Genomic DNA, 14691 nt, shown 5'->3' with positions numbered 1-14691 from the left:
TCTTATTACAGAAGCTCATATATACCGGCTACGCCCTGGCCTCCGCCAACACAGGCTGTAACCATTCCATATTTTTTCTTCTGTCTGCGAAGCTCACCAAAGAGTTGAACAGAAAGTCTTGCACCAGACGACCCCAACGGGTGGCCTACTGCAATTGCTCCTCCGTTTACATTTAACTTGGTGCGATCTATACCAAGTTCTTTTACTACTGCCAATGACTGTGCAGCAAACGCTTCGTTCAATTCAAACAGATCGATATCGTCTAATTTCAGATCGGCAAGTTTCAATGCTTTTGGTATAGCAGCCACCGGGCCGATTCCCATAATGCGCGGATCAACACCAGCTACAGCGTAGCTCACCATTCGCGCGATTGGTTTAACATTCAATTGCTTTACCATTCTTTCAGACATTACCACTACGAACGCAGCACCGTCTGAAGTTTGCGATGAGTTACCGGCCGTAACAGTTCCACCGGCAGCAAACACCGGTTTCAATTTTGAAAGTCCTTCAACTGTTGTGTCGGTACGTATACCTTCATCTTTATCTACGATGAATTCGCGCGTTTTCTTTTTCATGTTCTCATCCACATATACTTCCTTCACCGTGATGGGAACAACTTCATCTTTAAATTTACCTTCCTTCCACGCAGCGGCAGCTTTCATGTGCGACTCGTACGAGAACTGATCTTGTTCTTCGCGTGAAATTTTAAATTGCTTGGATACTTCTTCTGCGGTAAGACCCATGCTGGTATAATAAGTAGGATGATCTTTCGCGATGGTATAATTCAATGCGGTTTTTATACCCATTACCGGCACAAGTGACATTGACTCTGTTCCGCCCGCTATAATTACATCGGCCTGACCTGCATGAATACGTGCACTCGCGATTGCGATAGTTTCTACACCCGAGCCACAATAACGATTCACCACCATACCCGGAGTATCTATACCCAACGCAAGCAACGAGATCATGCGTCCCATCTGCATACCTTGTTCAGCTTCAGGTACTGCGTTACCAACGATCAAATCGTCAACCATTTTATTTTCAAGTCCGGGAACAGACTTTACCAGATGCTTGATCACATCAGCAGCAAGGTCGTCTGGTCTTGTAAAACGAAACCCGCCTTTCTTTGCTTTACCAACGCCAGTTCTGAAACCAGCTACTATATATGCATCCATAGTTTAATATTTTAGTTTCGAAGTGGTTTACCACCGGTTAATATCGACTGAATTCTTTCCAATGTTTTCTTTTCACCTGTGAGTGACACGAATGCTTCACGCTCCAGGTCGAGCAGATATTGTTCGCTTACTTCCTGTGCATACGAGAGATCACCTCCACACATTACGTTGGCAATCCAACGGGCAATTTTTTTATCATGATCGCTGATATAGTTACCCATGCGCATACCTTCAACACCTGCCATGAAGAGTGCCATACCTGTGCGACCCTGAACTTTTATATTTTTGGCAGGTACAGGCATAGTATATCCTGCTTCCGCCAATTCCAGTACAGCTGCTTTTGCATCGAGAATCTGACGATCTCTGTTAACAGAAATTCTATCTTTACTTCTCAGTATACCCATTTCGCGCGCCTCCTCTGCTGATAAGGCAACTTTTGCAGTTGCTATATTCATAAACGCATTTTGAAGTGCGTTCAGTTCTACATCGCCTTCTTCCAGCGCATCGCTCACGCGTTTGGTAAGTTCTTTTGTTCCACCTCCACCGGGAATCAATCCTACACCAACTTCAACAAGGCCTATATAGGTTTCCGCAGCTGCTTGCGCGAGATCCGAGTGAAGCGTCATCTCACAACCACCTCCGAGTGTTCGGCCTTGTGGAGCAACAACCACCGGAACGGACGAATAGCGAATGCGCATAACCGAGTTTTGAAATTGACGAACCATAAAATCGATCTCGTCATACTCCTGCTCGATAGCATACATGAATACGAGACCAAGGTTTGCGCCCAATGAAAAGTCTGCACCCTGGTGACCGATAACTAATCCTTTGAAATCTTTTTCTGCGAGATCAATCGCTTTGTTCAATCCTTCAATAACCGAGCTGCCCAGTGTATAGCTCTTGCTGTGCCAAGAGAAATCAATCACGCCATCGCCTATATCGGTAACTTTAGACTCTGCGTTTTTCCAGACTATATTATTGCTGAGGTTTTCAAGAATGATAAATTCTTCTTTACCTGGTATATTTTTATAACTCTTGGAAGGTATATCGTAATACTGACGTTTGCCGCCTTCTATTTTATAGAAAGATTTATTTCCTGAAGCGACCATGTCGTATACCCATGCGGCAGGTTTATAGCCTGTGGCTTCCATTGTCTGAATTGACTTCTCCACACCAACGGCATCCCATGTTTCAAACGGACCGAGTTCCCAACCGAAACCAGCACATACAGCATCATCGATTTTATAGAGTTCGTCAGCAATTTCAGGTATACGGTTGCTGGCATATTGAAACAATCCGAAAAATGCATCGCGATAAAAATCACCGGCCTTATCTTTTCCGGCCAGCAAAACTTTAAAACGATCTTTCAGATTATCGATTGTTTTGGTGGTTTCGAGCGTAGCAAATTTTGCTTTCGCTTTTGTTTTATACTCCAGCGTTTTAAGATCCAGTGTCAGGATCTCGGTTTCGCCTTTTGCATTTTTTGATTTTTTATAGAAACCCTGACCAGTCTTGTCACCTAGCCATTTATTTTTTTCAAGTTGATTAACTACATCGGGCAGCTTGAACATTTCACGACCTTCATCATTCGGAAGCGCTGCATATAAATTGTTCGCTACTTTAACTAGCGTATCGAGTCCTACTAAGTCGGATGTGCGAAAGGTTGCAGATTTAGGTCTGCCAATAACCGGACCGGTAAGCTTATCAATTTCATCCACATTGAGATCGAACTTACGCATGGCGTCAATTACTTTTAACAAGCCCCAAACACCAACGCGGTTCCCTATAAATGCAGGCGTATCTTTACAAAGCACTGTTGTTTTTCCGAGGTATAAATCGCCATAGTGCATCAGGAATTTTACTACCTCCGGATCAGTATGCGGTGTAGGTATAATCTCGAATAATTTGAGATAGCGTGGCGGATTAAAGAAGTGCGTACCCGCAAAATTCTTTTTAAAGTCTTCGCTTCTTCCTTCGGCCATCAGGTGAATTGGTATACCTGAAGTGTTTGAAGTAACAAGTGTTCCGCTCTTGCGAAATTTCTCTACCTGCTCGTATACTTTCTTCTTGATGTCGAGATTTTCAACAACTACTTCTATAATCCAGTCGTAATCTTTGATCTTCGGCATATCATCGTCAAAGTTGCCGAGCGTGATGCGTGAAATAAATTTCTTGCTATAGATCGGACCGGGACTCGATTTGATCGAACGATCGAACGAGCTCTGCACAATTCGATTTTTTACGACTTTACTTTCAAGCGAAAGACCTTTGGCTTTCTCTTCATCCGTAAGTTCTTTCGGGGCAATATCCAATAACATTACCTGGCAGCCAATGTTGGCAAAATGACAAGCAATGGCGGAGCCCATTACTCCGGAACCTAAAACAGCAACTTTGCGAATAGAACGTTTCATACTTTATGTTTGATGTGGTCGCATGTATACATGTCACACGCGTCCGAAGTTAATTCTATACTTTTTCGTAAATGTTATTTCGATCGATTATCTGATTTATGTTTTGCAGCACATCAAAAAATACGGCAAGTTTTTCAGCATCTATCTCTTCGCGCACTGCATCGTTAAATCGAAGAACGGTTTTCCGCGATACTTCTTTTTTCTTTTTACCGAGATCTGTCAAAAAAATTCTCACCGAACGTTTATCAACAGGATCGGGCTCACGGTATATTAGTTTTTTCTCTTCCATGGTCTTGAGCATGCGCGTAAGACTTCTTGCTTCGAGACCCATGAGCGGCGCAATTTTAGTAGCGGGAGTTCCGTCTTCAGAATGTATATTTAGAAGAACGAACCCGATGGACGTAGTGATATCATATTTACTCGCCTGTTGATTATACATTCGAGCAATTGCGTGCCACGCTGTTTTTATATGATGATCTACGGTTTCTTCCCTTCGCATACGTTTGAATCGGGGATAGCGAAGGTAGAAAAATTTTGGTATGCATGCAGAGTAATTGAAAATTTTTTTCCGGGCGATTTTTCAAAAATTCAATCTGCGTTTTTGAGGCACAGACAGCGTTTTTGATTTTTAACAATTTTACATTTTCCACAAAAATGCATTAGGAAAGCCCAGACGCAGTTTTTGAATTTTATAGTTTTAATAGAATCAACACAAAAGCGAAGCGAAAAATGGAATTTAAGCAACTACAAGAGCAGTATGCAAAGCCTGGCAAAGTGAAAACCATCTCGTTTCGTCCGAAGCGACTCGAGCCGGTCAGATTCACGCGGGAGATTTTGGCGATAAAGGATAAAGGTCTTGAAGGCGATCGTTACAAAAATTCAGGAGGCGACCGACAAGTTACGCTCATACAAGTCGAGGACTTAAAAGCAATCGCGAGCTATCTCGGGCGGGAAGAAATTGATCCGGCACTCACACGAAGAAATATAGTATCAGAAGGTATAAATCTTCTTTCTTTAAAAGGAAAGCGATTCAAAATCGGAGAAGCTGTTCTTGAATATACCGGAGATTGTCATCCGTGTTCGCGAATGGAAGAAAGTTTAGGTCATGGCGGATATAACGCGATGCGCGGACATGGAGGTATAACAGCAAAAGTTATTGAAGGCGGTGTTATTCGTGAGGGTGATGATATTAATCCGATTTGATTCATGTTAAAGACGCTTCGCCTAAAGCCATTCGATAAAAGAGGATTTCCATTTGATCTTCCTGTTCTCCAGAATTTCAAAGAGATTGAAATTGATTTGCCTATAACAATTTTTATCGGAGACAACGGCTGCGGCAAGTCGACCATTCTTGAAACACTCGCGTACTCCATCGGATTACCAACAATTAGTAGCAAGAGTATAGAAACAGACGGCTCGCTAAAAGCGGCAAAATTATTGGCTCCTTATTTTCAATTATCATGGACGAATAAAACCCGACAGGGATTATTTTTTCGCGCAGAAGATTTTACCGGCTTCATCCGATCCGTTAACGAACTGCGAAGTGCTTTTGATAAAGACATGCAGGATTTTGAAGCATCGCTTGAGGGCCACTCACTTGAAAGAGTCCGCGGTATGATAACAGGACAAAAGAATGCGTTGATTGAAAAATATGGCAGCGATCTCAATGCCTATTCGCATGGAGAAGGTTTTTTGAAAATTTTCGAATCTCGCTTTACGCAAAAGGGTATTTATATATTAGACGAACCAGAGGCATCGCTTTCTCCGCTTCGCCAGCTTTCTTTAATTTTACTTATTAAAGAGATGGTTCAGCAACGCGGCGCACAATTCATTTTGGCCACACATTCTCCTATATTAATGGGCATCCCAAATGCAAAACTTTTGGAATTACGCGATGGGCTGATTACGCAAACGAGTTTTGAAGAAACCGAGCATTACAGAATAACCAAAGGCTTTCTTGAAAACCGCGAACAGTTTTTACGATTTCTATAATCTATACAAATGTCGTTGCAATCTCGGTTTTTATAGGGGTACTGTTTACAGCACTTTTGTAAATTTTTTGACCACTTTCTAGGGATGATTTTCTAAAGACGCTTGTATTTTTTTTCATTTTGTTGTTGCAAACCAATGTTACTTCCAAGCATGCATATTTTCAAAAATTAGGTCTGGAATGAATCAATGTACTTTCTAAATATATAGTGTTTTAATTTTCTTCATTATTCAATGTAGATTCATTCGTTTCATTTTTTCATAAAGTCGATATCCACAGTTTTTAACACTGCTGTCAGGTATTTTTAAAATTCGAATTGCTTTAAAAAATAATCTATCTTTGGGTGGGAGAATGCCCATTTGTCTATATGAAAAGGCTTTACACTTTAACCTGCTTGCTGTTGGCATGCTCAACGGCATTGTTTGCCCAGTTATCAGGCACTGTTACAGTAGGTACTTCAGGAATGTATCCTGATCTCACAGGTTCATCCGGACTTTTCAATGCAATCAATGTTAATGGTATGAATGGAAATGTTACCGTAAGCATTGTGTCTGACATCACTGAACCGGGAACACACAGTTTAAATCAGCGAACAGAGTTTGGCGGTCCGTTCCTTCTTACCATTCGACCAAGTTCAAACGTGATGCGAACTATAACCGGAGCGACAGGTGGTGGCCTTGCACTTATTCGTTTTACAGGAGCTGACCGTGTTATAATTGATGGAAGAGATCCTTCTAATTCAACATTTGATTATTCAAATCGCTACCTCACATTCTCAAATACATTCGAGAATGTTACACCTGCCGGTGAAGGAATTGTTTTCAGTTTTAGCGGTGGTGCTATAGATAACTCACTTCGTTCTATCATCATTGAAGGAAATGATGCAAACGTAAATCGCGGTGTCGTTTTTTTTGGGGGTGGCGGTACAGTGGGTAACAATAACATTGTAGTAGAATACTGCGACATAAAAAATTCAAGTCTTCATCCGTCAAACGGGATATATTCTTCGGGTTCCTTTGGAACACCCAATCAAAACAACACCATTCGTTATAATAGAATTTACGATTTCTTTTTTGGTGTTGGTACTGTGAACACCGGTCGCGGAATTTTTCTAAGCTCCAACAATGATAACTGGACGATTGAAAATAATTCCATCTATCAAACATCAGCCATATCAAACACTGCGAGTAAAGATATATATGGTATAAACATTACGAGTTCAGGTACATATTATATCAATAATAACTACATCGGCGGTGACAGTCCGTTGGCTGCCGTTAGCAGTATTCCATGGACATCGTCCAACAGTTCTTCCTATATCCGTTCGCGTCTCATCTGGCTTGAGCCCAGTTCAGGAACAACAACTGCAGAAATTTCAGGCAACGTCCTCACGAATGTAAATGCAACGAGCCACGCAGCAACTGCTGCAACATTGCTGGTGGGTATTTTTGCAAACAATTGTAACTGCACGATTGAAGATAATTTTATCGGCTCGAAGGCAGACGGAACAGGAAGTATAGCTGTAACCGACAACACAGACGGTGGAACCGTGATTGGTATACAAACGAGTGGAACCCAACCCGTGGTGATACAGGAAAATACTGTTCAGAATTTTGTTGTGAGTAACAGCGGAGCGACTCCTTCAACATCAGCGCTCTTCAGAGGTATTGATCTTAACGTATCGAGCACTACGTACTCAACAGTTTTGAAAAATACGATCGTTAAAAATACAATTACCAGCAAGCCTTCGGGAGTTCAGTATATCTTCTCGGGAATTAATACCGGCACTGCCGGAGTTCGTGCCAACATTACAAAAAATGAAATCGGATCGCTCAGCGATAACACGCGGGCAAATTCTGTTGTGATCGATGCCTGCACTACATGTCCTTCAGAATATGAGATCGTTGGTATCAACACGAACACTACCAGCAACTATAGTTATGTAGATAAAAATAAAATCGGATACATCGTAGCATCCGGTGCTTCTACAGTAAACTATAGATTAACAGGTATAACAGCCGGAGCAAATGTCAGCAGCGTTCAGCGAAACACGATCAGCAACTTGCAAAGCAATTCCAATTTTGCAACGATATCAGGCATCTCGGTCGGAAGCTCCGATGTAAACCTCGCGCTTGTCAACAACATGATAACACTCGGCTCCAGCGTAACGGCTGATGCAGCGATCTATGGTTTCTATAATTTTTACACTAACACGTCAACACTTTCTCTCTTTGCAAATTCAGTGGTGATCACGGGAGCGAATGGTGGAAGCAGTGCAACTACCGCATCATTTTTCAGATCGTCCAACTCGCCTGTTAATGTTCAGAGTAATATTCTTTTTAATAATCGCAGCGGTGGAAGTGGCAACTACGCTATTGCTATGAACAATCTCGCCAATTTTACAACTGCATCATCTGACTATAATTTATTGTACAATACCAATGCTGTAGCGAATGTTGCCAGTACCAATTATGATTTTGCAACCTGGCAAGGTGTTGCTGATGCGAATTCAAAATTTTCGGATCTCGGAACGATTGCATCGACACCAAACGGAAAATTTATTTCGATCGCGTCAGGTGATTTGCGAATACCAGAAGATGGATCAACTGTGGTTGATGATAATATAGTTGACCAGGGAGCTTCCGTTGTAACCGAAGATATAGATGGAGCACAACGTTTAAATGTACCAGACATTGGAGCAAGTGAAGTGCTCATAACCTGGCTCGGAGGTTCAGCAGGTAATGAAACCAACTGGTACACAGCTGCAAACTGGTCGGGCAATGTTGTTCCATCATGTGGTGGTCGCGACCGTATCAAAATAAATAAAGCTACTTTCCAGCCAAATATAGCTTCATCTGTTACGGTTAAAGAACTTGTTATTATTGAAGATGCGATGGTTACACTTTCAGGAGCCGGAAGTATCAGCCAATGTACTGATGGTGTTGCTCCATATGGAGTGGTTGTAAATGGAAGTCTTGTTGTTTCGGGAAGTCAGAGCATAGATCTGATCGGAAATTTTACACAAAATAATTCTTTCGATGCTGGTAGCGGTACTATAACATTGAGTGGCAGCAGCGCTCAGCAAATTTCAGGAGATGATCAGTTTTCTATTTACGATCTTATTGTTGACGGAGGTGGTGCAAAAAATATTTCGCAAAATGTAGTGGTTGATAACCTGATGACTTTTGTAGATGGAATTGTGAACACATCATCAAGTGGTCATATAATTTTTGGTACCGGTGGAAGTTATACCGGTGTGAGTGATGCTACGCACATCAATGGTCCTGCCGGCAAACAAACAAACTCGATGGGGTCATTTACTTTCCCGATCGGAAAAAGTGGAAGATTACGAGAACTCTCCATTACAGCAACCAATACTCCGCTTACAACATTTACAGCTGAATATTTTTCAGCCAGTGCTTTGGATACATATGGTTCGCTCAATGATGGTTCGCTGGCAACAATAAGTGATGTTGAGTATTGGATACTGAATCGATCCGGAATAACTGATGCAACGGTTACACTTACATGGGATAATCGCAGTGGTGTATCATCCAACTCAGGCTCACCGGGTCGCGCAGATCTTCGTGTTATCCGTTGGGACGGATCGCGATGGATAAACCACGGAGGAAATTCAATTTCCGGTACACAAAGCGCTGGCTCTTTGACAAGCGATCTTATCACAGCATTCAGTCCTTTTACTTTGGGCTCTGAAGATCCAATTAACCCACTACCCATAAATCTGAAAAGTTTCAAAGCATACGCAATTGACGGAAGAGTTAAACTAGTGTGGACTACAACAAGCGAGTTGGACAACGATTATTTCACGATCGAAAATTCCAGGTCCGGAGAATTTTTCCAGACCGTTACGAAAGTAAAAGGCAGTGGTACAACAAACGAAGAGCATACTTATGAGGCTTGGGATAATGCACCGTATAGTGGTTTATCGTACTATCGTTTAAGACAAACTGACCTGGATGGCATATCAAAAACATTCAAGCCCGTAGCAGTTGAGGTTGATGCTACGTCTCAACGTGCGCAACTTGTTTTATCACCGAATCCGGTTCAGCAAAAGGATTTCACCGCGTCACTTCGCTCTTTCAGTGAGCAAGCCGATGTTGAAGTAAGTATACATGATATGTCGGGCTACGAAGTTGCGCGTAAAAAAATAACTACGGACGAAACGGGTTATGCAGAAGTAATTTTTGACAATGATTATCCTGCGGGGCTATACTTGGTCAAAGCAAAAAGTGGTGTACGATCGATAACCCAGAAAATTGTCATCGCGAGATAAAAACAAAGAAAGGGATCATTTTGTGATCCCTTTTTATTTTTTTATTCTTGGCAGAAACCAGTTATCCACAGGCTGTCAACAAGCGAAAAATTTTTTAAAAGCGAGGTTGAGCCGGTTCCGCAAAATCTCCACGCATGGTTCGATATCTTTTTCTTGCTTCGGCCGCATATACACTTCCCGGATATTTGTTGAGGAAGTCACGATATATCTCCATCGCTTTCTCTTTATTTTTTAACTGGCGCTCATAAATTTCACCTTGTAAAAAGTAAGCATCGTCAGCCAGTATATCATCAGCGAATTCATCGCGAATTTTTTGAAGCAGACCAATTGCGTTATCAAACTCTCCACGTTTCATGCGAATATTTGCTTCAAGCCAATATACATCGTCAAGTATAGTCTGGTTTGACACTGCCTTTCCTGCAACAGAAAATCCCTGCTTCAATTTATCAAGTCTTGCCAACGCTTCATCCGTTTTGTTCTGGTAGAGCGTCAGTTCAATGGAAGCATACTCCTGGAGCGCTTCACCGGCAGAATCGAGGGCTATATTTTCTTTAATGCGCATGCTCAGGTCAAGCGCATCGTTGGCGATTTCACGAGTCGTTGCTTCTTTAAGAATATCGAGGTGTTCCTGCGCAAGCCTGAAGTCGCCTTTGTAGTAGGATAGTTTTGCATTCTTCAACTTGGCCTCATAACCAATGGGATTTTCTTTTTGTGTTTTTTCTACTTGCGAGTATAGCAGCGTAGATTCCCACGGCTCGGCTTTCAAAAGATAAATGTCTCCGAGATCCAATTTTGCCTTTGACCGGAGGTATAGCGAAGTTCGTGGATTGGCGATGAGTTTATTTAAAATTTTTACGGCCGAATCTTTTTGATCCAGGTAATTGGCAAAGAGCAACGCTTCGCTTCGTGCCGCTTCCAGAGCGTTTGCGTTATCCGGATATTGTTTGATAAATTTTCTGTAATCCGTTACCAGTGTTTTAACTGAATCTGTATTTACCGGGTAGATTTTTTTTAATCTGGCTTCGCGTGTACGAATGAGGCCTAAGGTTGCCATCAGGTAGTTGGGTGTGTTTCTATACTCACGAATGATGTAGCGGTAAATCTTTGCTGCGTTATCATAGTCTTCATTGTCCAAAGCCACTTTGGCAACTTCCATACTTTTTTCGCCATCGTGTTTATAGCGCTTGTCGTAAGCCCGCGCCTGGACGAAAGACGCGTAGAAATTTTTCTGCTGCATCGTTACCCAGATCAGCAGATCCGAGTATACTTCCACGTCCGGAAATTCCTGTACGCGGTCGTATAGTAATTTTTCCAGGCTCGTTAGTTCTTCAGGTTCCGTCAAAAGAGCCTGCATCACATTTTTTACATATTGAATATTGGCTGAGGTCTGTGTTACGTAATTCAGATATTCCTGCACCATTTTATCTTGATTTCCCTTCAGTCGATACAGCATGGCCAGGTCGAGACTGAAGAGTGTGGAATTGTTTAGAAAGTTTCGGCTTTCAGTGAGCGAGAGTATGCCGTAATCGAGCAGTGAACGTGACGAGAAGAATTCCGCCATAAGCTTTATACGCTGCACGTTCGTTTTATTTTCAGCAATCAACTCACGGAAGTAACGATCGGCCCGTGTAAGGTCTCCAGAACGCACGTAGACGAGTCCTGCATCGAGCTTGTACTGCAGATTCTCCGGATCGCGCTTTAATAATTTTTTTAAGAAGCCTTGTGCTTCATCGTACGCCCCCAGGTCGAGCAGCGTGTTTATATAGTTGTTGTAAATAAAAGAATTGTTCACATCCTGTTTGGACAACTCACGATAAAGCTCAACCGCTTTTTTCTTATCACCTTTTAAAAGATACTCATTCGCGAGCTGTATTTCGGATTGATTCTGTCCGAACGAAAGGTGAACAAGAAGAACAAGGAACGTTATTAAGATTGAACGTTGACTAATAGTATTAATTAAATAATATATATAGTATTTATAATTAGTCATGTCGAAATGTGGATAAGGTTTCGTTGTTCTTTGTGTTGAATGAATGTTGAATGAATTTACAGTTTAATTATCTCTTTATCAATAGGTTGTGAAGTTGTTAACATATATACGTTGAGTGGGTAAGTTGCGTGTGGATAGAGTACGATGTTAGTGTATGTTGGTAACTTGGTTTTCATACACATTGTTGTGCATGGGTTGGTAACAATGAGGATTTCGACAAAGTTTGACTTGTTTTTTCAACATCATTTAACAAGTTATGGATACTTTATCAACAATGGTCCGACCTCCCAATTCGCTTTTAAGTTGATAACTGGATTAGCTTTTTCGTTCCTGTAAAAACGTATAGGTTCTGGTTCGTGTTTGAGAATATAATTTCCTGGTGACCATTTGCCGTCATTATCTTTATCTATGATTAGTCGGATTTGATATTCGGATGGGCTCAGATCTTCGAACTGTGGTTTACGAATATTTTTTTGTGATGCGATGACATTGAAATTTTTATCAAGCAGTTCTACTATAAAGTTTGGTTCAGTTGTTTGTACATCAATAAAAATAATCCCTGTCTCCTCGAGTGCTATGGGTTTAAGTTGCTCTTCTGAATGCTTGGAGCTGTCGAGCTCTATACTGATGAAGGCACCTTTACCAAATAGGAGTTGATGGCTTACGACTTTTTTCGGAGCTGTCTTGGTTTGAGGAGAGGGCTTTTGAATTGGAGTTGTTGCCTTGATTTCTGATTCTGTTGGTTTGGCGAGTAAACTTTTGTCAAATGTTTTTTCTATAGTGAGACGATTATGCAGACTGTCCCAGAGGATGTTTTCACGTGAAAAAGTAATTGTCTTTGCTGAATCAATTCGGTAGATGATACTATCGAAATGAACATCAAGGAGAGGTTTGTTGAACTGTACTTTTCCCTTGATGGTGCCTTTGTTGGCTAGTACTCTAAAGCCCTCAGATTTTGTAGTAAAGGCTTCCGGTTTTACTTCACGTTCACTGAACTTTGCGTAGAGAACAGTGTCGAGAGAATTGTTTACACTATCGAGTGCTTGAAGCGTTATAGCTACACTATCCTTGGTGTCAAAGGTGTTATAGATTTTTATGTTAGACTGATCGTCACCAAAAGAAGACATAACAACTTCGCCCGGAGAGGACAACCTGAATTGTTTTAGATTCTTAGAGGTTTTGATGTTGAAGTAAGTATTGTAAGGCCGGGAGTTTGTAAGCTTGAGCGGACGAGCATCGAGTTTGATCAGAGGGATATTGATTGACTTGATATCTTTTGTGAGATTGATGCTATCTACAAGAAAGCCGTATGACTCAGTTTTACTGTCAACAATCAGGTTTCGGTTTTTATCATCTATTCCGTAGAGGTGATATATACCGGGTTTTAGATTTTCAAGTCTGTATCTTCCTTTGTCATTGCTTTTGGTAAGATAGACTGGTTTGTGTTTTAGAATGTTGAAGGTGTCACTTTCATATAGTGCGATGGTAACATCTTTATACTCTTTGTTTTTGAGTGGATCTACAGCTGTCCCTTCAATGGATAATGAATCTATGTAGGACCCTGTACTTAGAGCAAGTTTGAGATTGACTGCCGGATTCTTTTCAGTTATATCTTGAACGGCATCACGGAAGTTGAAAGAGTAAGTAGTGCTGTCTTTGAGTTTGGCTTTCAGTGTGAGGCTTACTTTATTCTTTCGGGCAATGATGTCGTACTCTTTATTAATATCTGGGGTTATGATAATTTGCTCTTTTGGATTATTAACTGCAACGGCTTCATCGAATATAAGCTCTATAGTATTGTCTTTGAAGTTGGTTTGTTCCTTTACCGGGAATGATCGCATGAGTATAGGAGGTATGGTATCTTTAGGACCACCCGTTGGCGAGGTTTGTCTTGCGCATGAAAGAATGAACAAAGGAAATATTAACCAGTGTAAACTTTTTTTCAGTTTCATTTTCTAACTATGTATATCAGGCTTGAGTATTGACCGTTTTTTGTAGCAAGTATATTTGACTTCAATCCGTTTATAAATGCTGCGATCATTCCGGTGATTGTTGTATTTCCTCTCCTATACTTTTCACTCAGAAGAGATATATAGAATGAGTCGAGTTTCATCGGTATAATCTGTTTTACTTTTAATCCGTTGTTCTCAACTAGCTTCGTCATGGTTTGGTCTGAGAAGTGCCACAGATGTCTTGGTACATCGTAGCCCGCCCAATGTGCTTTATACTTCTTTCCATCCCAGCTAGAATGATTGGGTACAGCAATAAACATTGTGCCATTCTCTGAGAGAATTGATTTTAGTTTCTGAAGAAGTTCATTCAGATCAGGAACGTGCTCAAGCACGTGCCACATAGTGATAGCATCGAACGTGTCGTCCTGTATTTCATCAAGTGATTTATAAACAGGGGCATTTGTTATCTTCTTTGCTTCCTCCCTGGCTTGAGTGGATGGTTCTATCCCGAATGACTTCCAATTGTCTTTATTTGCTGCGTGAAGGAAGGCTCCGGTTCCACAGCCATAGTCAAGTAGTTTGTTCTCGGTGCGCGTAGTGTTATTCAGGATAAGGTTACGTTTCCATGTTAGAGTATAGTTTCGAGCTGTCAGATATACTTTGTCAATTAATGTTTTAGCTTCGTTGGTGTGCGAAATGTAGTCATCAGACAAATAGTACTTTCCGAGCTCAGAGTCACTTGGCCTTGGACTAGTTATCAAGAAGTGGCATTGTTCACATAGTACAAGTGTGAAATTTTCTTGCGTAACGGTATAGTCTTTACAGGTAAATACATTTTGAAAATTATGGTTGCCACATATTGGGCAATTGGTAACA

At 41.3% G+C, this 14691-nt stretch carries 9 protein-coding genes; 3 read left to right on the top strand and 6 right to left on the bottom strand.

The window, feature by feature from the left end:
- Positions 1 to 5 precede the first annotated feature (5 nt).
- The 3 genes from ACFQ21_RS23875 to ACFQ21_RS23865 are packed head-to-tail and all read right to left on the bottom strand — an operon-like array spanning position 6 to position 4088.
- Positions 6 to 1178 (bottom strand): thiolase family protein, encoded by a 1173-nt coding sequence (locus tag ACFQ21_RS23875; protein ID WP_377583432.1) that lies wholly within the window; start codon positions 1176 to 1178, stop codon positions 6 to 8.
- A gap of 11 nt (positions 1179 to 1189) precedes the next feature.
- The gene (locus ACFQ21_RS23870; RefSeq protein WP_377583430.1) at positions 1190 to 3589 is read right to left on the bottom strand and encodes a 3-hydroxyacyl-CoA dehydrogenase/enoyl-CoA hydratase family protein; all 2400 of its coding nucleotides are present in this window, start codon (positions 3587 to 3589) and stop codon (positions 1190 to 1192) included.
- A 55-nt stretch (positions 3590 to 3644) separates the two neighbouring features.
- A complete protein-coding gene (locus tag ACFQ21_RS23865) occupies positions 3645 to 4088 on the bottom strand; it encodes a MarR family winged helix-turn-helix transcriptional regulator (RefSeq protein ID WP_377583428.1) in 444 nt (147 codons plus the stop codon).
- Between the two features lie 230 nt (positions 4089 to 4318).
- Between ACFQ21_RS23865 and ACFQ21_RS23860 the strand changes: the two genes are divergently transcribed.
- The 3 genes from ACFQ21_RS23860 to ACFQ21_RS23850 all read left to right on the top strand — a co-directional run bounded on the left by ACFQ21_RS23860 (position 4319) and on the right by ACFQ21_RS23850 (position 9873).
- Positions 4319 to 4792, top strand: coding sequence for an MOSC domain-containing protein (locus tag ACFQ21_RS23860; RefSeq protein WP_377583426.1), 474 nt, complete (start codon positions 4319 to 4321; stop codon positions 4790 to 4792).
- Positions 4793 to 4795: 3 nt separating this feature from the next.
- A complete protein-coding gene (locus tag ACFQ21_RS23855; RefSeq protein WP_377583424.1) occupies positions 4796 to 5581 on the top strand; it encodes an AAA family ATPase in 786 nt (261 codons plus the stop codon).
- 398 nt (positions 5582 to 5979) lie between these two features.
- Positions 5980 to 9873: a T9SS type A sorting domain-containing protein gene (locus ACFQ21_RS23850; protein WP_377583422.1), complete on the top strand. Its 3894-nt coding sequence runs from the start codon at positions 5980 to 5982 to the stop codon at positions 9871 to 9873.
- 94 nt (positions 9874 to 9967) lie between these two features.
- On the opposite strand, the gene ACFQ21_RS23845 is transcribed toward ACFQ21_RS23850, so the two are convergent.
- From ACFQ21_RS23845 to ACFQ21_RS23835, 3 genes are all read right to left on the bottom strand, one after another.
- Positions 9968 to 11863 (bottom strand): tetratricopeptide repeat protein, encoded by a 1896-nt coding sequence (locus tag ACFQ21_RS23845; RefSeq protein ID WP_377583420.1) that lies wholly within the window; start codon positions 11861 to 11863, stop codon positions 9968 to 9970.
- Between the two features lie 254 nt (positions 11864 to 12117).
- On the bottom strand, positions 12118 to 13815 hold the full coding sequence (locus ACFQ21_RS23840) for an Ig-like domain-containing protein (RefSeq protein WP_377583418.1): 1698 nt from the start codon (positions 13813 to 13815) through the stop codon (positions 12118 to 12120).
- Entirely contained in the window at positions 13812 to 14576 is a 765-nt protein-coding gene (locus ACFQ21_RS23835; protein ID WP_377583416.1) for a class I SAM-dependent methyltransferase, read from the bottom strand. The genes ACFQ21_RS23840 and ACFQ21_RS23835 overlap by 4 nt, the downstream gene beginning before the upstream one ends.
- Positions 14577 to 14691: the final 115 nt, after the last annotated feature.

The sequence above is a fragment of the Ohtaekwangia kribbensis genome (assembly GCF_042676245.1).
Taxonomy (GTDB): domain Bacteria; phylum Bacteroidota; class Bacteroidia; order Cytophagales; family Cyclobacteriaceae; genus Ohtaekwangia; species Ohtaekwangia kribbensis.
Note: the sequence above shows the minus strand (reverse complement) of the source record. Positions and strands in the feature narration are given on the sequence as shown.